This is a genomic window from Alkalihalobacillus sp. MEB130 (assembly GCF_032335535.1).
Taxonomy (GTDB): domain Bacteria; phylum Bacillota; class Bacilli; order Bacillales; family Bacillaceae_D; genus Halalkalibacter.
Window position 1 is genome coordinate 57817 of record NZ_JAOANA010000003.1, and the last position, 23304, is coordinate 81120.

General features: G+C 38.1%; 19 protein-coding genes and 1 other annotated feature. Of the genes, 12 read left to right on the forward strand and 7 right to left on the reverse strand.

Features of this window, described 5'->3' with window-relative positions; genetic code table 11:
• Window positions 1–131: 131 nt before the first annotated feature.
• The 7 genes from N0O92_RS03885 (at window position 132) to N0O92_RS03915 (ending at window position 6321) form a co-directional block, all read left to right on the forward strand.
• Complete coding sequence (locus N0O92_RS03885; RefSeq protein ID WP_315613308.1) at window positions 132–575, forward strand: DUF948 domain-containing protein; 444 nt, start codon at window positions 132–134, stop codon at window positions 573–575.
• Window positions 572–1036 carry a YtxH domain-containing protein gene (locus N0O92_RS03890; RefSeq protein WP_315613309.1) on the forward strand — a complete coding sequence of 155 codons (465 nt, stop codon included), beginning with the start codon at window positions 572–574 and terminating at the stop codon, window positions 1034–1036. The genes N0O92_RS03885 and N0O92_RS03890 overlap by 4 nt, the downstream gene beginning before the upstream one ends.
• A 346-nt stretch (window positions 1037–1382) precedes the next feature.
• Window positions 1383–2459, forward strand: a complete 1077-nt coding sequence (locus N0O92_RS03895; RefSeq protein WP_315613310.1) for a bifunctional 3-deoxy-7-phosphoheptulonate synthase/chorismate mutase — start codon at window positions 1383–1385, stop codon at window positions 2457–2459.
• Between the two features lie 311 nt (window positions 2460–2770).
• Window positions 2771–3772, forward strand: a complete 1002-nt coding sequence (gene ccpA / locus N0O92_RS03900) for a catabolite control protein A (RefSeq protein WP_315613312.1) — start codon at window positions 2771–2773, stop codon at window positions 3770–3772.
• 117 nt (window positions 3773–3889) lie between these two features.
• Complete coding sequence (gene motP, locus N0O92_RS03905) at window positions 3890–4702, forward strand: flagellar motor protein MotP (RefSeq protein ID WP_315613313.1); 813 nt, start codon at window positions 3890–3892, stop codon at window positions 4700–4702.
• Window positions 4689–5456, forward strand: coding sequence for a flagellar motor protein MotS (gene motS / locus N0O92_RS03910; RefSeq protein ID WP_315613314.1), 768 nt, complete (start codon window positions 4689–4691; stop codon window positions 5454–5456). The genes motP and motS overlap by 14 nt, the downstream gene beginning before the upstream one ends.
• Before the next feature lie 157 nt (window positions 5457–5613).
• A complete protein-coding gene (locus N0O92_RS03915; RefSeq protein ID WP_315613315.1) occupies window positions 5614–6321 on the forward strand; it encodes a 5'-methylthioadenosine/adenosylhomocysteine nucleosidase in 708 nt (235 codons plus the stop codon).
• 146 nt (window positions 6322–6467) lie between these two features.
• Here N0O92_RS03915 and N0O92_RS03920 read toward each other — a convergent pair whose 3' ends face one another.
• The 3 genes from N0O92_RS03920 to N0O92_RS03930 are packed head-to-tail and all read right to left on the reverse strand — an operon-like array spanning window position 6468 to window position 8919.
• Window positions 6468–7631: an acetoin utilization protein AcuC gene (locus tag N0O92_RS03920; RefSeq protein WP_315613316.1), complete on the reverse strand. Its 1164-nt coding sequence runs from the start codon at window positions 7629–7631 to the stop codon at window positions 6468–6470.
• Window positions 7631–8272, reverse strand: a complete 642-nt coding sequence (locus N0O92_RS03925; protein WP_315613317.1) for an acetoin utilization AcuB family protein — start codon at window positions 8270–8272, stop codon at window positions 7631–7633. The genes N0O92_RS03920 and N0O92_RS03925 overlap by 1 nt, the downstream gene beginning before the upstream one ends.
• Window positions 8273–8286: 14 nt before the next feature.
• Window positions 8287–8919 (reverse strand): N-acetyltransferase, encoded by a 633-nt coding sequence (locus N0O92_RS03930; protein WP_315613318.1) that lies wholly within the window; start codon window positions 8917–8919, stop codon window positions 8287–8289.
• Between the two features lie 224 nt (window positions 8920–9143).
• Between N0O92_RS03930 and acsA the strand changes: the two genes are divergently transcribed.
• Entirely contained in the window at window positions 9144–10859 is a 1716-nt protein-coding gene (gene acsA / locus N0O92_RS03935) for an acetate--CoA ligase (protein WP_315613319.1), read from the forward strand.
• Window positions 10860–11007: 148 nt separating this feature from the next.
• Here acsA and N0O92_RS03940 read toward each other — a convergent pair whose 3' ends face one another.
• Window positions 11008–13833, reverse strand: a complete 2826-nt coding sequence (locus N0O92_RS03940; RefSeq protein ID WP_315613321.1) for a transglycosylase domain-containing protein — start codon at window positions 13831–13833, stop codon at window positions 11008–11010.
• A 148-nt stretch (window positions 13834–13981) separates the two neighbouring features.
• Window positions 13982–14211: a binding site (T-box leader), on the forward strand.
• 54 nt (window positions 14212–14265) lie between these two features.
• Here N0O92_RS03940 and tyrS point away from each other — a divergent pair.
• Window positions 14266–15507, forward strand: coding sequence for a tyrosine--tRNA ligase (gene tyrS / locus N0O92_RS03945; protein WP_315613322.1), 1242 nt, complete (start codon window positions 14266–14268; stop codon window positions 15505–15507).
• 127 nt (window positions 15508–15634) lie between these two features.
• Here the strand turns inward: tyrS and rpsD are convergent, their stop codons facing one another.
• The gene (gene rpsD / locus N0O92_RS03950; RefSeq protein WP_315613329.1) at window positions 15635–16237 is read right to left on the reverse strand and encodes a 30S ribosomal protein S4; all 603 of its coding nucleotides are present in this window, start codon (window positions 16235–16237) and stop codon (window positions 15635–15637) included.
• Window positions 16238–16722: 485 nt separating this feature from the next.
• On the opposite strand from rpsD, the gene N0O92_RS03955 reads away from it, so the two are divergent.
• On the forward strand, window positions 16723–18948 hold the full coding sequence (locus tag N0O92_RS03955; protein WP_315613330.1) for a sensor domain-containing diguanylate cyclase: 2226 nt from the start codon (window positions 16723–16725) through the stop codon (window positions 18946–18948).
• Between the two features lie 55 nt (window positions 18949–19003).
• Here the strand turns inward: N0O92_RS03955 and N0O92_RS03960 are convergent, their stop codons facing one another.
• Complete coding sequence (locus tag N0O92_RS03960) at window positions 19004–19489, reverse strand: GAF domain-containing protein (protein ID WP_315613333.1); 486 nt, start codon at window positions 19487–19489, stop codon at window positions 19004–19006.
• A gap of 243 nt (window positions 19490–19732) precedes the next feature.
• Between N0O92_RS03960 and refZ the strand changes: the two genes are divergently transcribed.
• Complete coding sequence (gene refZ / locus N0O92_RS03965) at window positions 19733–20386, forward strand: forespore capture DNA-binding protein RefZ (RefSeq protein WP_315613335.1); 654 nt, start codon at window positions 19733–19735, stop codon at window positions 20384–20386.
• Here the strand turns inward: refZ and hisJ are convergent.
• Entirely contained in the window at window positions 20381–21202 is an 822-nt protein-coding gene (gene hisJ, locus N0O92_RS03970; protein ID WP_315613336.1) for a histidinol-phosphatase HisJ, read from the reverse strand. The genes refZ and hisJ overlap by 6 nt on opposite strands.
• Before the next feature lie 338 nt (window positions 21203–21540).
• On the opposite strand from hisJ, the gene ezrA reads away from it, so the two are divergent.
• Window positions 21541–23232 carry a septation ring formation regulator EzrA gene (gene ezrA / locus N0O92_RS03975; protein ID WP_315613337.1) on the forward strand — a complete coding sequence of 564 codons (1692 nt, stop codon included), beginning with the start codon at window positions 21541–21543 and terminating at the stop codon, window positions 23230–23232.
• Window positions 23233–23304 lie beyond the last annotated feature (72 nt).

Here is a 23304-nt window from a genome sequence, read left to right on the forward strand (position 1 = left end):
CAGTAATTATGAAAAGAAGCAGGAGTTCTAACAATGATCGCGAATAAATGTAAAGAAAGGACGTTTAACATAATAGGATTGTGGGTAATACGAATTATAGATCGTAGTTATCAAGGAGGTGAAGATCTATAATGGAAAGTTTATTGTACATAAGTGCGCTAGTAGCTGCCATTGCTTTTGCAGTGTTAGTCATATATCTTGTCCGAACATTGAAATCAGCAAACCGTACTCTTGATCATGTTGCTAATACGATGGCTGGACTGGAAAAACAAGTGAATGGAATTACTAGGGAGACAGAAGAATTGCTACATCGTACAAATCGGTTAGCAGATGATCTTCAAGAGAAATCGGAATCATTAAATACGGTTTTTTCATCGGTGAAGGAACTTGGTGACTCAGTAGGGCAAGTGAATAAGTCCATCAGACACGTTTCTGATACAGTCTCATCCCAAGTTGTTAAACAGTCGGATCAAATTGCCAAAGCCGTACAATGGGGCAATGTTGCAATTGATTTATATTCGAAATTCAAACAAAAAAAAGAAGAAAGCGAATCTAAAGGAGGAGAAAGATTATGAGTGATAAGAATAGCATGAACACAAAGGACTTTTTAATTGGCTCATTAATTGGGGGAATTGTAGGGGCGTCGGCAGCATTGTTTTTAGCTCCTAAATCAGGAAAAGAACTTCGTAGTGATATTAACGAGCAAGCTCAAATTGCCCGTGATAAAACAAACCAATTTACTTCCACTGCTTACGACAAAGGAAATGAATGGGCTACTTACGCTAAAGAAAAATCTTCTTCTATCGCTAAAGTGGTTTCCGATCAGTCAGCTCAAGTGGTTGAAAAGGTGAAGGAAGCAACGACCAATTTAAAAACTGAAGCTGAGGATACAGCTAATGCAGCTGGTGAAATTGTTGAAGATCTGGCTGGAGATGTACAACAATCTGGAGAAGAAATTGCAGAGACAGTCAAACAAGAAGTGAGTGACATTCAAGCTAAGCTTGAAGAAGAAGAAAAAGCTGCTCAAGCGAAATAACAATTATGAATAGAGAAGTCTTAGATAAGGGGTACCGCCACAATTCAAAAATGACCTGTGGCGGTATCCCTTTCATTTCTTATACTTAGTGGGAGTTATGACGACAGTGATTTATCCCCTTCATGAATAAGAAGCATTTGTTGAAAATCAATCGTTTTCCCATATATAATAGCTATATTTTACTAAAGAATATGTAGAAACGTAAGCACAAACTATTAGACTAGTTGCTTTATTGCATAAAAGCATAAAAGCTTAAAAGCGTTAAAGAAAACTCGTGACATTCTCTGAATTTTCATATATAATAAAAAACAAATACAAAAGAGGCATATAGAGGGAGTGGAGAGCAGTGAGTAACGACAAATTAGATGTGTTGAGAACAGAATTAGACGAGGTAAATCTAAAGCTTCTTGAAACAATCAATGAGCGAGCTCGTCTTGTTCAAGAAATTGGAAAAGTAAAAAGTTCACAAGGTGTAAATAGATTCGATCCGGTGAGAGAGCGTAGCATGCTCGATCACATTGCGGAGCATAATAAAGGACCATTTGAGACGGCTACTTTACAACATTTATTTAAGCAAATCTTCAAAGCGAGCCTTGAGTTACAAGAAGAAGACAATAGTAAAGCATTGCTTGTTTCTCGTAAAAAGCAACCAGAAAATACGGTTGTTGATTTAAAGGGTGTCATGATGGGAGATGGACAGCAACGTCTTGTTATGGGGCCATGTGCGGTTGAAAGCTACGAACAAGTATTAACAGTTGCCAAAGCATTGAAAGAACGTGGAATTAAATTGTTACGAGGAGGAGCGTTTAAACCTCGTACATCACCATACGATTTCCAAGGGTTAGGGCTAGAAGGCCTTAAGATTTTAAAACAAGTGGCAGATGAACTTGATATGGTTGTGATCAGTGAGATCGTAAATCCTTCTGATATTGAAACAGCTGTAGAATATTTGGATGTTATTCAAATTGGTGCACGTAACATGCAGAATTTTGAACTACTAAAAGCTGCTGGAGCAGTAGATAAGCCAGTTTTACTAAAACGAGGCTTATCTGCGACGATTCAAGAATTCATTCATGCTGCAGAATACATTGTAGCAAATGGAAATACAAACTTAATGTTATGTGAGCGCGGAATTCGCACATATGAAACAGCGACTAGAAATACGTTAGATATTTCAGCTGTTCCAATCTTAAAACAAGAAACTCATTTGCCAGTATTAGTGGATGTGACACATTCTACTGGGCGTCGTGATTTGTTACTTCCAACAGCCAAGGCTGCATTCGCTATTGGTGCCGATGCTATTATGGCAGAAGTACATCCAGATCCGGCTGTAGCTTTATCAGATTCTGCTCAACAAATGGATATTCCTCAATTTAATAAATTTATTGATGATTTGCTTGCTTCAGGATTATATAAAGGGTAATTCAAAATAGAGAGGTTGTCTCTAATAAAGTTCAATCCCAAAGTCCACCATATATAGTATGCTCGTCTAAGTGTACATTATGGAGTCTGGTAAGGGTGGAGGAACTTTCAGAGATAGCCTCTCTTTCTTTTGTAAAGAAACAGGCGAAAAACCGCAAAAAATGTATTTTTTTTTACACATACTATGAAAATTTCATGAAGGATGTCGATATAAGTACTGTAGGACATTGCGGACCTCTTCATAGTATCGTATGATAACTATACAATCATGAAAACGAATAAGTTTATTTTCAAAAACTGAGGAGGATCCTAGTGAATACAACTATTTATGATGTAGCAAGAGAAGCAGGAGTTTCAATGGCAACCGTGTCACGTGTTGTTAATGGAAATCCAAATGTAAAACCCGCAACTAGAAAGAAAGTACTTGAAGCAATTGAGAGGTTAGGCTATCGTCCCAATGCAGTAGCAAGAGGTCTAGCAAGTAAGAGAACAACAACTGTCGGGGTGATCATCCCTGATATTTCGAGTATCTTCTTTGCAGAATTAGCAAGGGGGATTGAGGATATTGCCACGATGTATAAATACAACATCATCCTTTGTAACTCTGATCAAAACCAAGAAAAGGAAATCCATTTAATCAATACGTTACTTGAAAAGCAAGTAGACGGAATTGTTTTTATGGGTGGTCATATTACAGAAGAACATGTTGTTCAATTTAAACGCTCACCAGTCCCAATCGTGTTAGCCGCTACACTTGATGCGAACGAAGAGATTCCTTCGGTAAACATTGATTATAGACAAGCTGTTTATGATGCTATTTCTCATCTCATTGAACAAGGACATTCTCGTATTGGGATGCTCTCAGGAACGTTAGATGACCCTGTTAATGGTTATCAAAAGTTCCTAGGATATAGAGAGGCAATTGAAGGAGCTGGTCTTTCTTTTGAAGAGGACTTAGTTGTCATTGGGGACTATACGTATGACTCAGGAATAGACGCAATGGAGTCATTTTTAGAGTTAGAAAATAAGCCTTCAGCTATTTTTGCATCCACTGATGAAATGGCTTTAGGTGTTATTCATGGAGCTCAAGACCACGGATTTTCAATCCCAGATGATTTCGAAGTAATTGGGTTTGATAATACTCGTCTTGCAACAATGGTTCGACCAACACTTACAACAGTTGTTCAACCGATGTATGACATTGGTGCTGTTTCTATGCGTTTATTAACGAAATTAATGAACAAAGAAGAAGTGACGGACCAAGTCGTAGTGCTCCCTCACAGAATCGAATTTAGACAATCAACGAAATCATAATGGGACGCTGAACCAAGATCTCAGAACACGAATACGTAATAAGCAAACATAGATGACTATGTTTCGAGAATGAAGTGTAGTGGTCAAGAGAGTATCGCGCCCCTCAGGGAGAGGATTATGAAAAAATTTGATATTATGACACCAATAGGAATCGTGATAGGAATCATCGTTATCCTATTGGCTGTCTTCTCAAACTCTGGGCCATCTGGATTTATTTACTTTATTCAGATTGCATCAGTTCTTATCGTATTTGGAGGTCTTATATCAGCCATTGTTATTACGTTTTCTTTAGCTGAATTAAAATTGGTTCCGAAAGTTTTAGGGGAAGCATTTCGTACAGAGAATCATGATTTACATCAACTGATTGATACATTTGTTGATTTATCATCAAGAGCACGTCGTGAAGGCTTACTAGCACTTGAGGCGAGTTTGGATGAAGTAAAAGACCCTTTTATAAAAAAAGGAGTACTGTTAGCGGTAGATGGAATTGAGCCAGATGTAATAAAAGATATTATGATGGCAGAAGTTGTAGCAATGGAAGAGAGGCATCGTAAGGGACGAGCCATCATTGAGAAAGCTGGAGAATATGCACCGGCTTGGGGGATGATTGGAACTCTTGTTGGTCTAGTTCTCATGTTACAAAATTTAAATGATCCCGCTACTCTTGGACCTAATATGGCTGTTGCTTTATTAACAACCCTTTATGGGACAGTGCTTGCTAACCTAGTTTTTTTACCTATGGCTACTAAACTAGGAAACAAAACAGATGAAGAAATATTCGTAAAGCAGATTATTATAGAAGGGGTTATTGGGGTTCAATCTGGACAAAATCCAAAAGTACTTCAAGAAAAACTAAGTGCCTTCTCTACTGCAAAGAAAAATGACAACCAAGATGAAGATGTGTTAGGTGAAGAAAATGTTGCATCGTAAGAGACGGCAAGAAGATAAAGGTGCACCAAAATGGATGGTCACTTTCTCTGATCTTATGACACTAATTTTGGTATTTTTTATTCTTTTATTCTCGATGTCCGTCGTGGATGCTCAAAAGTTTAGGGCAATTGCGGATTCTTTTAATCAAAGACAAATCTTTGAATATATGCCTTCAGCGATTGAGTTTGATAACCCAAGCCAAGAACAAGGCGAAGTAAGAAAGGATCCGTTTGAAGAAGGAGTATTCGGTAGCGAGGAAACTACGAGAGATGAACAAGACGCTGCTATGGATGAGTTACTGTATGAAGTAAATGAATTTCTTGAAGAAAATGAACTGACTGAATTAATCTCTGCAACAAGAGATGATCGGGGAGTTGTACTTGTTTTGCAAGAAAGAACCATTTTTGCAACAGCGGAGGCTGAATTACTTCCAGACGCGGAACCATTTCTTAGCAAAGTCGGGACATTACTTGTTGCGATACCAAACATCGTAAAGGTGGAGGGACATACGGATAGTCGTCCAATCTCGACTTATCGCTATCCCTCGAACTGGGAACTGTCTGGAGCGCGAGCAAGTAGCGTTATCCGTTTTTTAATTGATACACATGATTTAGAACCAGACCGTTTTATTGCAACAGGCTATGGAGATACTCGTCCAGTTGTTCCTAATACAACGGTTGAGAATTTACAGCAAAATCGACGAGTTGTGATCGTTATATCCGATCCTAGCCTTGAAGATGGAGAAACATTTTAAGTGAATAACTATAACGAATGATTGCCATGATGATATTTGCAGTCACAATATCCCGAAAATGAATGATTTTTGCTATTGTTTATTCAGTACGGTATATTGTGATTGCTACTCTTTTTATCATGGTAGTCATTTTTTTATGGTTTTAGGAGGTTAAATAGTGAAAATTGGAATCATAGGTGCAATGAATGAAGAAATAGAACGTATGAAAACCGAAATGGAGATTGTGGAAACCCATATTTTTGCAACGGTTACTTTTTATGAGGGGAAGATGAATGGGCAAGACCTCATCCTTTGTAAGTGTGGGGTAGGCAAGGTGAATGCTGCTCTCACCAGCCAAATTTTAATTGATAAGTTTACAATTAGTCATCTGCTATTTACAGGGGTCGCGGGAGCTGTTGATGATTCATTGGATGTGGGTGATTTGGTCATTTCAACGAGTGCAATGCAACATGACCTTGATGTTACACCACTAGGTTTTAAAAAAGGAGAAATCCCTTATTTTAACGGTTCATCTGATTTTCAAGCTGATGAAACACTCATTCAAATGGCAGTGCAAGCAGCGAAAGCCTTACCTGATCGGCGTATCGTTCAAGGTAGGATTGTGAGTGGCGACCAATTTATTGCAGATCACAAGTATGTTCAAAGCTTACGTGAAGAGTTCACAGCTGCTTGTGTAGAAATGGAGGGGGCAGCTGTTGCACAAGTCGCTGCGATGAATGACGTTCCTTTTGTGATTATCCGGTCCATGTCAGATAAAGCAAATGGAGAAGCATCAGTCAACTTTCAAGAATTTACGGTCCTGGCAAGTGAACAGTCACATCTCCTTGTGTCAAACATCGTTCGAACATTGAAGGGAACTTTATAATAAAGGTAATTCGGAAAAAATATGTTTACCGCTGGCAGCGAAAGGAAAAATGGAAAACTAGCGAAAAAACCTCTTGAAAGTTTGAGCACTGAAAAGGGAACAATCAACCATTTTCAGTGCCCTGAACCTTTAAAAAATTTAATAGACTACCGTTTTTTTTCATTTCGAATGTGAAAAAGAGCTTTTTCTAATGTTTTTCTATTTTTTTCCGTAATCTCTTGTTTGCGAGGGATGGAAGGAACAATATTAGTATCGTGCCAAGTTACCGGTAACGTTTCAATAGATTGCTCAGACCAATTATGAATCCAGGAATTAGGAATGGACGTGTCGAGACGATCGGTTTGATTTGTCATCGTTAACCAAATATAGGCCCAAGCTCTTGGAACAACGCGCCATATATCGTACCCGCCGCCTCCTACCGCAATCCATCTCCCTTCACAAAATTCATGAGCGAGTTCATGAGCTATTCGTGGAATTTGTTTATAAGTCTCAATCGTTGAACAAAGATGAGTAAGTGGATCAAAATGATGAGCATCTGCCCCGTTTTGTGTTAGTATTACATCTGGTTTAAAAAACTCAATAACCTCACGGAAAGCGGTCTCATAAACTTCTAAAAATGATTCATCTTCTGTAAACGCGTCTACAGGCACATTAATAGAAAATCCGTATCCCTTTCCCGATCCTTTTTCATGTACTTGTCCTGTTCCAGGGAAAAGATATCGCCCAGTTTCATGAATGCTCAATGTACATACATCTGGATCATCATAGAAAGCCCATTGAACTCCGTCTCCATGATGGGCATCTGTATCTACATATAATACACGGGCTCCATACTTTTGTTTCATGTACTCTATTGCAATTGAACTATCGTTATAAATACAAAAACCAGAAGCTTTTCCTTTAAAACCATGATGCAACCCACCACCAAGGTGAAGAGCATGATTGGCTCTACCTGACATGACTTCATCAACTGCTTGTAATGTACCACCGACAAGTAAGGCTGCTGCCTCATGCATATTCGGGAAGATAGGAGTATCTTCTGTCCCGAGTCCATAATTGGCTGCAATAGCTTCTTCTAACGCTCCTTGTCCTGCAGCTTTCACGGCGTCAATAAACGCTTCATCATGAACAAGCGCGATCTCTGTATCCGTTGCCATTCGTGGAGATAGAATTTGTTTTGTATTAAGAGCGTCAAGACTTTTTAATAGATCAAAAGTAAGTTGAAGACGTAAGTGATTAAAGGGATGTTTCTCATTAAAACGATAAGCTAACTGTTCATCGGAAAAGATAAAGACGGCGTCTTGTTTCATTATTTCATCCCCGGCACACTTGGCCAAATAACATCATATCCTTCTTCTTCAATCACTTTAACCACTTTTCTAGGATCTATCGTTTGTATACGGAAAACAAGAATTTTGAAAGCTGGATCTTGATGAGGGTAAACCAAAACACTCGTAATACTTATGTTTAATTCTTTGAAAATAGAGGCAATATCTGAGAGTTTGCCAGTGATATTTTCAACTTTCACCTCGATATGAGAACTAGGTTGGTGAGCTCCCATTAATTCAACTAATGTGTGGAGCATATCTGTTTCTGTAATAATACCAACTAACTCTTCGTCATCTAATATTGGTAGACACCCAATATGATGTTCATAAAAAAGGGTAGAAACTTCTTCTACGAAATCAAGCGGGTGAGCGGTGATCACATTTCTTTTCATGATAGAAGAGATCGGTTTTAAAAAATCTTCAAGATGTTCAGTAAAGTGAAAAATGGAGGGACTTGCATCTCTAATATCACTATCTGAAACAATTCCAACAAGTTGTTTTTGTGCGTTAAGAACAGGAATATGGCGAATTTGATGGTATTCAAGAAGTTGCATAGCTTCTTTGATAGTGGATGTTTCTGTAACCGTAATCACATTTCGTTTCATTATGTGTTCAATAATCAATACAACCCACCTCCTTAGTACATGAATCGGTTTTGGAACCGAAGTTGATCAAATTGCTGAATTGATTCTTGGCTTACTCTCTTTCCTACCCTGGCCATTAAGCAATTGGCAGGGTGAGAACAAATTTCAGGGTCGTCTGTTGCATACCATTCTAAGCCACCAGCATTCATCATTTTCTCCATGACTTTTCGATACTCCCATACATCTAATCCACTGCCCTTTAAATCCCAATGCCAGTAATATTCTGTTGTAATAATAATATAATCTTCCATTGCATCATCCATGACGGAAAGACGTAACAGATTTTTTCCTAACTGAGCACCGCGATATTCAAAAGCGATTTCAATTGCCCCTAGTTCAATTAGATTTTCCATTTTTCCTTCTGACCAGCGTTCCATTGGATCTGGATAAACAAATGTAACATATCCTACAATCATGTTCCCATCCCGAATGATATTAATTCTGCCTTCTGGTAAATCAGCAATTTCTAATAACGCTTCTTTTTGCTGGGTAGGGGGTCGAAACGCTACAAGACCATCATGAAAATCATAAGATCGTAAAAGATCAGAATGAATTGGACCTTCAAGGAGCAATGTTCGATCGTGAAATGGGACTTCCATTGAGTAATATGTCTTCTGATGCATCATGATATGTAACCACCTTTATAAAGCCTATTTCCACTTTTATTATACATGATGAATAGCAAATGGTGTTATTTGCCATTGATTTGTCAATAAAAATTATCAGAGGTCTTTTTCGTGTTAGTTTGTTTTTCCTAAAAAATGGGTAAATTTAAAATTTTAAATTGATATAATATTCTAAATGTATTATACTATAAATTGAAACTACATAAAAGAGAGGAAGATGTACGATGAATCTGCAAGCGCTTCCATCTGTAAGGGGAAATCATAATTTAGAAAGCTATGAACAGACTGCCCAGTCTTTTGACTGGAAAGAAACAGAATCTCAATTCACTTGGAGTAAAACAGGACAGGTTAACCTTGCTTACGAAGCGATTGATCGTCACGTAGAGGAAGGAAAAGCGAACAAAGTAGCACTTTACTATAGTGATGCTAAGCGCGATGAGCAATATACTTTTACTGATATGAAGAATTATTCAAATAAGGCTGGAAATGTCCTGCGTGATGCAGGAGTAGAAAAAGGCGATAGAGTTTTTATTTTTATGCCGCGTTCACCAGAACTATACTTTGCGGTTCTCGGTGCCGTCAAGCTAGGAGCCATAGTTGGACCATTGTTTGAGGCGTTTATGGAAGGGGCTGTACGTGATCGTTTAGAAGACAGTGAGGCGAAGGTGCTGATCACAACGCCAGCTCTATTAGAGCGAGTTCCGGTGGATGACTTACCAAATCTTGAAACTGTCTTTATTGTAGACGAGTCATATGAAGAGAAAGAAGGCTACCTAAATCTCTTAACTCGTATAAATAGTGCTAGCGATGAACTTGATATTCAATGGGTTGATCGTGAAGATGGATTAATTTTGCATTATACGTCTGGCTCTACAGGAAAGCCTAAAGGAGTATTGCATGTTCATAATGCTATGCTTCAACACTACCAAACAGCTAAATGGGTGCTAGACTTAAAAGATGATGATATTTACTGGTGTACAGCTGATCCAGGTTGGGTAACAGGAACATCATATGGAATTTTTGGTCCTTGGCTGGTCGGTGTTTCTAATGTTGTCCGTGGTGGACGATTCAGTCCTCAAGATTGGTATGAAACGTTAGAGAAATACAAAGTGTCTGTTTGGTATAGTGCACCAACAGCATTTAGAATGTTAATGAGTGCAGGCGATGAGCTTGTTAAGAAGTATGACCTTTCAAACTTGCGCCATATGTTAAGTGTAGGTGAGCCTCTAAACCCTGAGGTAGTCCGTTGGGGTAAAAAAGTATTTGACCTTCGTATTCACGATACGTGGTGGATGACAGAGACAGGTGCTCAAGTAATTTGTAACTATCCTGCAATGGACGTTCGTCCTGGTTCAATGGGCAAACCGATTCCTGGTGTTAAAGCGGCCATAATCGATGATAAAGGAAATGAATTACCACCTAATCGTATGGGGAATTTAGCTATTAAAAAGGGCTGGCCATCGATGATGCGAGCTATCTGGAAGAATGAAGAGAAATATAATAGCTATTTCGAAATCGAAGGCTGGTATGTTTCTGGTGATTCAGCTTATATGGATGAAGATGGGTACTTCTGGTTCCAAGGTAGAATTGATGATGTAATTATGACATCAGGAGAGCGTGTTGGACCATTTGAAGTAGAAAGCAAATTGGTTGAGCATCCTGCTGTAGCTGAAGCTGGTGTTATTGGGAAACCAGACCCTGTAAGAGGTGAAATTATTAAAGCGTTTGTTGCTCTTAGAGATGGATATGAAGTAACAGAAGAGCTTAAAGAGGATATTCGAAATTTTGTTAAAAAAGGGTTAGCTGCTCATGCGGCTCCACGTGAAATTGAATTTAGAGCAAAACTTCCTAAGACTCGTAGTGGTAAGATTATGAGACGTGTTCTAAAAGCATGGGAATTAGACTTGCCAACAGGGGACTTATCAACAATGGAAGATTAATAGAGAAGCCTACACCCGATCGGGTGTAGGCTTTGTCTTTGTTTATTCAATAATCCTGTGTGTTTGTTCATTATACAGTGGTAAATTGAAAGGATGTGTAAAAAGAAAAAGCTAGGAACAATCCTAGCTTTTTCTTAGTTGCAATGTGTTAATTATCATTACCATCATTAGAAGAGTTTTCGTTCTCTTTCTCTTTTTTCTTCTCTTCTTTTTCTTCTTTCTTTTCTTTCTCTTTCTCTTCCTCTTTTGGCTTTTCAGGTTCTGGCTCAGGTTCTGGCTCTGGCTCTGGTGAATAGTTTTTCCCTTCAACGATGGACGAAGCAGACGATTCACGGCCTGAAGAGTCTACAGCCGTTACATAGTACGAGTAATTGTCTCCATTCACATTTAATGAAGTTGTTTCATTTCCTTTTACGTGATTATAACGTTTATAATTCGTACTTTCATTTTCAGCTCGATAGATTCGATAGCCTACAATATCGTTGTCGGAGTGTTTGGACCAAGTAAGTGAATTGCCGCTTAATTTGATTCCACTAACAGAACCAGGTGTATTCCCATTATTAGGTGCCTTTTTATCTGGAATTAAGTTTTTCATATTATCTGGCAGGTATTTTGATATATCTCCTATGCCAGGAAAATCATCGGCTACCATAACGCCTTCTTGTGTGAATTCAGAAGGTGTGTTAGAAAGGGCCAAATAGTTACTTCCATTAATCGTAACATATCGAGCATTTTCCAAGCTATCATCGGTTTTATTTGGAACATATCTTGCGTCAAATAGATCAGTTGTTACTAGACCGGCTTGTTGACAAATTGGTGATGGTAAAAGTCCTGTTAGACTACATATCGATCGAGATACAATTCCATCAGGTCTAGCAAAACGCTCGCTTGGTCCTACCAATTCGGGTTTTTGGCTATAAGCAGCATTGGCAATATTTGCCCAGATTTGCTGAGTTCTTGGTCCAGACCGCAACCCGTTAACTGTTGTACTAATTTGTTCGCCTTTGTCATAGCCAATCCAAACCCCTAATGTAACATTAGGATTGGTGCCAACAAACCAGGAATCTCGAGTGTTACTGGTAGTTCCTGTTTTACCAGCCCAATCTGCTGAAAAGTTCAATCGGCCTGGTAATGAACTTGCCGTACCGCCTGCTTTTAATACGTCGCGCAACATATCAAGCGTTAAGTATGAAGCTTGTGGGCTAAATACGTCTACTTCTGTTGGCTCATGTTCATAAAGTACGACACCCTGAGCCGTTTCAATACGTTCAATCATATAGGATTCAACGTATTTCCCACCATTAGCAAATGTTGCATAGGCGTTTGTATTTTGTTCAACTGTAACGTTATGATCGGTTGAACCTAGTGGAGCGGAAGGATATGGCTCCCCGCTATTTAATGAGAATCCTAATTTTAATAATGTTTCTCGTGACTTTTCATGCGGTACCATTAAAAAAGAACGTACGGCAGGAATGTTACGAGATCTTGCAAGAGATTGTCTTACTGAAAGCAATCCTTGATGGCCATTATCAAAGTTTGATAATGGTTCCCCCCCTGGATAAGTAGTAGGGGTGTCTGGTACAACAATTCCGGGTTGGATCGCTCCAACGTCCATAGCTGGTGCATAGGCAAGCAGTGGCTTCATTGTTGAACCGTTTTGTCTGTACGCTCGAGTGGCACGATTGAAGTCTCTGCCGTATACTTCCTCACGTCCGCCAACAAATCCCTTAATGGCACCAGTATGATTTTCAATCAAAACAGCCCCAACTTCTTCTTGTTGACCACCTTTTTCAGGGCCAAATAGATGACCGGTTTTGACTGCTTCCTGCATGGCCTTGTAGATATCTTCATCGATTGTTGTATGGATATGGTATCCATTTGTACGTAATTCCTGGCTAGCTTCTTGACGATATCTACTAAGTAGTTCAATTTCTTCTGATTGCTCAAGTTCTTCATGTCCACTGTTTTGTAGCTTCTGTTTAGCTAACATGTCGGCTGCACGTAATAAAACTTCATTAGTTAAATAAGGATACTCCTCAATTGGGGCAGGAGTTCGTTCTGTGAAATCCCCTGGAATATCATAAGCTAGGGCATCTTCAAACTCTTCTTCCGTAATAAAGCCAGCCTCGTGCATTCTTGATAAGACGGTTCTCATACGGTTCATACTAGGATCTAGATTATCTTTCACTTCACCACCTGGTAAAAAAGGTGTATAGCCAAATGGGCTTTGTGGCAAGCCTGCAATATAGGCTGCTTGTGGGATAGATAATTCACTAGCATCTACACCGAAAAGACCATTAGCTGCTGCTTGAACACCGGCAATTTGGCGACCGGATGAATTACGACCGAATGGTACGATATTTAAGTACGCTTCAAGTATCTCATCTTTATCCAAAAAGTGCTCTAAGCGCATCGCAAGTAAGATTTCGGTAGCTTTACGGTCGAACGATACTTCACTTGTTAAAATTTGATTTTTAATCAGCTGCTGTGTGAGGGTACTACCACCTGTTTGTAAGGATGAGTTGGCAAACTCTTGAAACGTTGCACGCATAATGGCTTTCGGTACAACCCCTTCATGCTCATAGAAATATTCATCTTCTGTAGCAATGATGGCATTTCTTAAGTGTTCAGAAATATCCTCTAACGCAACTTGGTAACGTTCAATGTCTGCTGGAAGTTCTCCAATTAAGCGATCATCGGCAAAATAGGCAACACTTGTTTCTTCATAATCATAAATTTGTGTTCGCATTTCACTTGCTGACCGAAGCGGTTCATCTTTGACAAGGGCGGCAAAGTAACCAGCTGCTGCGCCACCCACGAAAAAGAACCCCATAAATCCAACAATTAAAAAGACAAGGAATAAGTTCCAAAATACTTGGTATGTAATACCAATTTTTCGAAATACCTTTAATTCATGTAATTTTCTTGGAAACCGTTTGAGTTTCTCTATAAATGATGATTCGTTATGATTCATAGCAAACCTCCCATATATCAGTAAATATTATATCATACGCTGTCGAATGACGATATGGGTTAAAAGGTGTTTGACAATGTCATTTTCTTGTGGTAAAAAAGATACATTATAGTCGTTTGACAAAAAAGACTGAATACAAATGAATAATAATGAAGCGAAGAATGATCGAAGTAGTCTTAATCTTCCCTGTAAAAGAGAGCTAATGGTTGCTGTGAATTAGCACAAAAGGTTAGGATGAATTACAATCAGGAGCTTTTCTTTGTGATAAGCAAAGAACGGATGATACCGTTAACTAAATGAAGTGGAAAAGACCGATATGGATCACGTATTCATGTGTCTTTTCAACAAGGGTGGTAACGCGAAGACCTCGTCCCTTTTTTAGGGGAGAGGTCTTTTTTCTTTTATATAAATATACAGAATGGGGTATGAATGATGGAAAAAGAATGGACTTTAACGGAAGAACAAAAAGCAGAAGTAGAGAGACAGCTTAATTATTTAAAGCGTGGAGTAGTAGAAATTGTTCCTGAAGCTGACTTCAGAAAGAAAATTGAAAAGTCAGTAGCGACAGGAAAGCCATTAAAAATTAAATTAGGAATGGATCCATCTGCACCTGATGTACATATCGGTCATACAGTTCCGCTTCATAAATTACGTCAGTTTCAAGAGTTAGGACATGAAATTCAAATGTTAATTGGGGATTTCACAGGGCGAATTGGAGACCCGACAGGAAAGTCTGAGACACGTAAGCAATTAACTGATGAAGAAGTGAAGCAGAACGCAAAAACGTATGTTGAGCAATATGGAAAGATTCTTGATATGGATAAAGTAACGATTTACTACAACTCTGAATGGTTAAAACCATTACAGTTTGAAGACGTAGTGAAACTTGCTGCTAATATGACAGTTGCTAGAATGTTAGAGCGTGACGATTTCGAAAAACGTTACAAGTCAGGCCAACCTATTTCTGTTCACGAATTCTTCTATCCATTAATGCAAGGGTACGATTCGGTAGCGTTACACACGGATATCGAAGTTGGTGGTACGGACCAAAAGTTTAACCTGTTAATGGGAAGAACATTACAAGAGGCATATGGGCAAGAGAAGCAAGTGGCACTCACGTTACCTCTGATCGAAGGTCTTGATGGGGAAAGAAAGATGTCTAAGTCATTAAATAACTATATTGGTATAGATGAGGCTCCGAACGAGATTTTTGGAAAATCGATGTCGATCCCAGATGAACTGATGATTAAATATTACAAATTAGCAACTGATTTACCAATGGATGAAATTAACAACCTAGAAGTTGGGTTAAAAGATGGCAGTGTACATCCTCGAGATGCAAAAATGAATTTAGGGGCACTATTTGTTGAAATGTACCACGGAAAAGCAGCAGCAGAAGAAGCTCGAAATTATTTCCAAACAGTCTTCCAAAAGCGTTCTCTTCCAACAGATCTTCCTGAGACTAAGTGGGAAGGTGACGAATCGGTTTGGATTGTCGATTTACTTGTTGAGTTGAAGATGATGAGTTCAAAAGGAGAAGCTAGAAGAATGATTCAAAATGGTGGAGTTAAAATAAACGAGGAAAAAGTAGAGGACGTCCAGTTACAAGTTGAAATAGAAGACGGTATGATTCTTCAAGTCGGAAAACGTAAGTTTATGAAATTAATCAAGTAAAAAAGCAGAAGTTTTTGAGGGGGCACTGAAAGGGTGAGTTTCACTATTTTTAGTGCCCTAAGTTATCATCTGTTAAGCTAAGACAAAAAAAAGCCAGTCCAATTGGACTGGCTTTTTTCTATAAAGATTAACGAGAGTAGAACTCAACGATAAGAGCTTCTGTAATTTCAGCAGGTAGCTCAGAACGTTCTGGAAGACGGCTATAAGTTCCTTGTAAGCTATCAGCATCGAAAGTTACATAAGCAGGAACGAAGTCGTTTCCTTCAAGAGCTTCCTTAATTACATCAAGGTTGCGTGACTTTTCACGAACACCAATTGTTTGACCAGGCTTAACGCGGTAAGATGGGATATCTACGCGGCTTCCATCAACTAAGATGTGACCGTGGTTAACTAATTGACGAGCAGCACGACGAGTACGAGCAAGACCCATACGGTAAACTAGGTTATCAAGACGAGACTCAAGAAGAATCATGAAGTTCTCACCGTGGATACCAGACATTTTACCAGCATCATCAAAGATGCGACGGAATTGACGCTCATTTACTCCGAACATGTGACGAAGTTTTTGCTTTTCTTGAAGTTGTAAACCATATTCAGAAAGCTTTTTACGTTGGTTTGGACCGTGTTGCCCTGGAGCATACGGACGCTTTGCTAATTCTTTACCCGTACCGCTTAGTGAAATTCCTAAACGACGAGATAATTTCCAAGATGGACCTGTATAACGAGCCATAATTTGACTCCTCCTTGTTATTTTGATGTTGCAAAATAACAACCGGCTGGTAATCTCTAAACAATGTTCATTTTGCTTTCATGCATCTTCGCTTCGACAGCTAGAAGTTACACGATGCACCTCGTCTTTATGCAGCCGTTCGAGGAACAAAATGAAGGAACATTGCTTGTTTACCGTGGCTGTCGTATTTCACACAAATTCTATTATATGAATTAAGAATACAGTTGTCAAGAATCGATTATCTTTCTTTCTCTTTTGACTACTAAATATCATGAGTATAGTTCCTTTGCAAATAATGATTTGATTTTTTCATTACATGAATAACAGGAACATAGTATAATTAGGATGTATATAGTCCTAACACTATTTTACTTATTTATAGTAAAATAGATACAAAAATGACTGGTTAAGAATACCGGATGAAAATATAAAGTAGGCTACGTCAAAGTGGCGGGTCATACACGATTGTGTGGTGTTGTAAGAGAATGAAAAACGATTTCAAAGTACAGCCTATAAATAATAGATATGATATTTTTTTGGACAAAGTTGTTTCAAGAATGCTAGCCCATCAGACGTTTTTTAAACCTGCTGTTTTCTTTGTTGCTTCAGAAGATCGGATTCTTTCCTTACAAGAAGTTGGCTATCTTCCAAAAGAGTTAGTTAAGGCTACATCGTACTTTTGTCATTCTTTTCAGGTGAATAAAATGATGATGAAATATGGTGATTGTCACCAAATTTCGGTTCCCATATTTCAGGAGGAAAAAAAGCTTTTTTTAGGAGTTATCATTCAGTGCACGAACGAGAAAAGCCAAAAGATTCATCAATATTTGGAAATTGTATCCATTGGCCTTGTCTCCGCTAATCTGGACCAATTATTTGAACCACTGGGGGTATCGCCAGAAGAATTGCTTATAGCGGCGGATTATCGGATGGAATTTAGTCGTTTGGCAAAAGCCTTGGTAACATGCTATACAAAAAAGGTAAATCGCCACATAGGTATATATGAACTAAACCATAAAAAAGCAACACTGGTATGTTCATCTACAAAACTTCCAATGGACGAAGTAACTATAACAGAACTGTTTATTGATGAACAATTAGAACAGACGGATATGCCGTTTCTAGTTACAGGAGAGAAACTTAATAATAAGAATACGAACGCCTATCTTCTTTTCCCTGTTGTGTTCATGAGTAATGTTGTATCATTTCTAGTATTTTCTTTTGAATCAGATGAAGAAGTTTATGCTGAAAAAGAGCATTATTGTGGGTGGGTAAATAAATTAATCCCTATTTTTGAAAAAGGTCTTGAGCAGCCAACGGGAAAAGTAGAAAAACGTAAAGACATCTTATTGCAAGTAACAAAAAAATTCCACTCTACAATGGATATTGCCAACGTACTAGATGAAATTGTTGCAGCGATAAAAAATGTATATCCACGGTTTCACGTACACCTGCTAATTTCTCAAGAATGGAAAGTGAATCATGATTTGCCTATTAAACCCTTTATGTACGGAACGGACAGTAGCAATCGGATGGCTGAGCAAGCTTATTTAACTGGACGGATTCAAGTAGACCATGAAGCAATGAACGAAAATATAGTGTTGTATGCGCCTCTTAAAGGAAAGCAGGGAGTGTATGGCGTAATGGAAATAGAGTTGGTTGATTATACTCGAATTCCAAGAGCAGAAATTGAGTTTATTAAAATGCTTGCAGACACTGGTGGGATTGCATTAGAAAATGCGGAGTTGTTTCAACAAAGTCGAAAACTCATTTATGATTTACAATTAATTAATGAGACATCTCATCAGTTAAATCTGAACTTACGCTTATCTGATACGATTAACTTTATGACCCGTCAGATTACAGAGTCGTTTGGAGCCGAACAAGTTGGGTTTATTATTTTCCAACCTAATGGAGGATACATCGTGCTCGAAGGAAGTTCACCTTTATTTAGTGAAGCGGCAATTCTAGATGAATTAGAGCCTTTTTTGCAACGAATGAAGCGAGAAAAAGATTCTGTTTTCATAGGTGATACTGATATTCAAAATGAAAAAGTAATTGAAGGTTATAAATCCATTCTATCTGTTCCTATGATTCAAAATAAGGAGTTAAAAGGCGTAGTCATTGCCATTCATCACAAGACGAATCATTTTAGTTTTGATAACTTTAAACTTCTTCAGTCCCTTGTTTTTCATTCAACATTAGCATTTACGAATTCCATGCTTCATGAAGAACTAGAAAGACTAGTGATAACGGACCATCTAACAAGGCTACACTCAAGAAGGTTTTTAGATGAATGTATTCAAGAGTCTTTGCAAAAAGATGCAAATGGAAGCTTCCTATTACTAGATATTGATGATTTTAAGACAATTAACGATACGTTTGGTCATCAAGTAGGTGATGATATTATTATTCAAGTGGCTAATGTTCTTAAGAAAAATATTCGAGAAGGGGACATTGCTGCTAGATGGGGTGGCGAAGAGTTAGCTATTTATTTTCCGCGAGTTGAAATAAAAATAGGCAAACAAATTGCACATAGAATATTGCGAGCTGTTGAATTAGAAACGAGTCCTAGAGTAACGGTATCCATTGGATTATCTTCCTGGAGCTCCAGTGAAAAAGGGATGACGTTGCAAAAGCTGTTCAAATTAGCAGATCAAGGATTGTATGACGCCAAAGAAGCTGGTAAAAATAGGGTGATTGTCAAATGAAAAAGAGGTTGCTAAGGAGAGTGTGTCTCCTTTTAGGCAACCTCTTTTATATTTATTAATTAACAATATGCTTCTCAATAATGGCTACAAACTTCTCTAAATACATTTGTTCTTCTTCTGTAAATCGAGATGGAAGGGGACTATCAATATCTAATATAGCGACAATAGAATCCTGATGTCGAATTGGAATAACAATTTCAGAACGAGAGGCAGCGTCACAAGCAATATGACCAGGAAATTGGTGCACATCAGGTACGAGCATCGTTGTATTTTTTTCTACTGCTGTCCCGCATACTCCTTTACCTAGAGGGATACGTACACATGCAGGCAATCCTTGAAACGGACCTAACACTAGTCCTTCTTCTTTAAGTAAATAAAAACCAACCCAATTTACATCGTGGAGAAATTGGGTTAGCAAAGCACTGGCATTTGCTAGGTTTGCAATAAAATCTTCTTCACCTGTTAATAACGCATCGAGTTGCTTTGTGACGATGTTGTATTTTTCTTCTAAACTTCCTTTATATATCTCTTGTTGGAACATGGTTTGCTTCCTCCATTTATATGAATTGTGTCATGACTGCGTCGACGTCTATTTTGCCATTTTACCTGATTTTCACTATAAAGCAAAAGAAAACAACTACCTTAGGTGAATGATAGAGGAAAATGGAAGAAAATGAAGAATTTTGTTGGTTTATCAAAGATTTTTGTCGAGCGATTCATAAAGGAAATTGACCAAGTGGCACGAAACTTATAACAGTCAGGAAAAATAAGGAGGGCTACCAATATGAAGGAATCAAAAAAAGATAGAATAATTGATGCTGCTGTTCGACTTTTCCATACACAAGGTTTCGATGGTACCTCAGTCCGAGATATCGCTAGTAAGGCTAACGTCAATGTCGCTCTTGTCTCCTATCATTTTGGTGGAAAAAAAGGCCTTTACGAAGAGTTAATGACTCAATTTCTTGAAGGTCACCTCCAAATCATGAAAAATGAATTAGAAAAAACAATAACAACAAATAAGGAGCTTGTTCTCTCTTTAATCAAGTCTCTTCTTGAATATCAATCGAAGAATCATTTTGTGGCAAGAATGGTTCATCGAGAAATGACCATGGATTCTGTTCTTGTCCGTGAGCTCATGAGCACCTACCTTAGAAAAGAGAAGCATGACCTTGAAGAGATCATTCGGACAGGAATGAAGAGAGGAGAATTTCGAAAACAGCCACTTGATTTTGTAGTAATCCATTTGCGCACAATGATCAACATGCCGTTTCAATCTCCTCATTACTTAAGTGAGCTATATCAAATTACGACAACCGAACCGTACTTTATTGAAAGGTATATGAAGCACATTAGACATTGGGTCGATCTGTGGTTATGCAAAAATCAATCAGAGTATACAACAACGACAACGTACTTACTTCCACGATCTATTTCATAATTGTTGAGGCTTTGATAAAACAGCCTTAGCGACTAACTGGTTGCTTCCACTCAATAAGCCAGTTACTTGATGGGCATCAGAACCATAAACCAGTGGAATGGAGAGGTCCATTGCTCGTTCAATAATGGAATCATAAGGGTAAGGCTCTTTGCATAAAGGTTTGATACAGCCAGCGCCATTATAATCGAGTTCATATCCTCTATTCTTTATTTCATGAAGAATAGTTGAAAGATCATGTAAGTGATCATGTTTTGCTGGGTACTTTTTTGCGAATTTCCGTGCAAGAGTAATATGGCCAATCCTCTTCGGTTTATAAGGTCCTAAGTCAGACCGTATAGAGGATGCTACTGTCTTGTAGTAATGCTGATATACAGCATCGATAGAACCTAATTGTAAGGCTGCCTTTTGGAACACATCAGGACTATAATCTATACAAAGGTAGCTTCCTTTCAGATGTAAAAAATGAACGGAAAGAATACTATCGTCTAACAGCGGTCCAATTTCATTTAGGAACGCTGTTGTTTCATGTTCATATCCCTCAATATAGTCTACTTCTAATCCGGTATAGACGTTAAGATGTCCTTTGTATTGCTGTTTTAGTGCCTCGATCTCTTCTAGGTAACGATGTACATCCTCGATTTTCATGGCACTATCCATCATTGGAGTAGGATCTTTAAATGAAGATGGAAGTGGAGCATGCTCTGTGAATGTAATTCCTTGATATCCGTATTCAATTGCCTTATCACAATACTCTTCAAATGAATCACTCGTACCGTGAGGGCAATAAGGGCTATGTACGTGACCATCATGTATCATGTTCTGCTCGCTCCTTAACGTTAATGAAACTTACATATATCAAATGAAAGAACGGTATTGTTAAAGAGGTACTAAAAAACACTTTATCATTCTCTTTCATAAAGCAGGATTCACTCTTATGCTTGACTGAAGTAAAAGATTTGTTTTTTTTAGTATTTTCCCAAATTGACCGTTTTACATGGATACAAACTAACCATTTCATGGTATCATAGAAACTATCAAAATCGTAAAAATTTTAGACAAATTTGTCAGAAATAGAGGATTTTTGTTTTATTTGCCGAAACAACAAGAAGCCACAAAGAAATCTACAGATTAATGAGCAAGAAGGGAGTCCTCAAATGTTTTTTTATTTAGTTTATACAGCCATAGCGATTGCAGCTATTTTTATAATTGTCAGTTCTGTCATGCGTAAGCGGATCTACAAAGAGGTAGACCGACTCGAAGAATGGAAAAATGGTATTTTGAATCGGGATATCCCTGATGAAATTGGCAAAGTCAAGAAACTACATATGTCAGGTCAAACGGAAGAAAAGTTTGAGACGTGGCGAAATGAATGGGACGAGATTGTTGGTGTCATCTTACCTGATATTGAAGAGAAATTATTTGATATTGAGGACCTCGCTGCTAAAAATCGGTTTGCAAAAGCAAAACAATTACTGGACTTGTCTGATAAGCGTCTAACTAGCATTGAAGTTCAAATTAAAAACTTGTTAGAAGATGTAGAAGGATTAGTGCAAAGTGAAGAACAAAATCGTTCAGAAATAGATGAGGTCAGGGCAGCCTATAAAGAGCTTTATACCGTTATTACGAAAAAAAGAGGTTCATTAGGGCCAGGGCTTGTTTCATTTGATGAACAAGTAGACAAGGTCAATGAACTTTTAGAGTTGTTCGATGAGTCAACTGCTGAGGGGAGTTACTTAAAAGCAAGAGAGCATCTTGTCGAAGCTCATTCTTTAGTAACACACTTAGAACAATTAATTGAAGAGTATCCTAAACTTCTTGTGCAAGTAGAAACGAAAATTCCAGCAGAGATGATGGAAATTCTAGATGGAATGAAGGAGATGGAAGCTGGAGGCTATCAACTAGAGCCATTTGCTATTCCTTCTAGATTAGAGGTAATGGAGCAAGAGCTTGCGAAAATAAAAGAAGAATTAGTCGTTTTAAAATGCGATGGGGTAGAAGAACAACTTCTTGAACTATCTACGAAGATTGAAAATCTATATGATACGTTAGAGTATGAAGTAGAGTCTAAACAATATGTTGATACTCAATTAGAACAACTATCACTGCAAGTACAAGAAAGTAAGCAAAAGGTAGAAGCATTAGCAAATGAAACATTAGATGTACAAAAAAGTTACTTTGTTTCGAAGCAACAAATAAGTACGCAAAAACAAATTAAAGACAATGTCCATGATCTAACAAATCAATTATACGTGCTTTTTGATCTTGCTGAACATCAAAAGCAAACCTATACGTCCATTAGAGAAATGGTTGATAAATGGCAAGAAGAGATGAAAACGATCGTTACTCAAATCGATGAGGAAAAAGAAACATTGTTTGCGTTAAGAGAAGATGAGAGAGCAGCAAAAGAAACGTTGCAATCGCTTAGACACATCATGTTAGAAACAAATCGAGTCGTTAAAAAGAGCAATATTCCAGGTCTTCCACAGCGAGCTGTTGATCAACTAGAAAGTGCGGAGGAATCATTAATACGTGCTACAAATCAACTATCACAAGTTCCACTTGAATTAGGAAGAGTAACGGTGTTGGTAGAAGAAGCAGAGGCCACTGTGAAGAAAAACCAAGAAATGGTAATGGGAATGGTGGAGCAAGCTGATTTGGCTGAAAAAGTGATTCAATACGGAAATCGTTATCGTAGTCGTTCTCAAGATGTAACGATTGGTTTATTAGAAGCAGAGTCATATTTTAGACAATTTGAATATGAGGAAGCTCTAGAATGTGCAAGATCAGTGATTGAGAAATATGAGCCTAATGTAGTAGACATTGTAAAAGGGTATATGCCCGTGTAAATAAGAAGTAGGTTGTCTCATAAGAATTCATCCCATAACTGTTTGGGATCTGATTCTTTGTTGAGATAACCT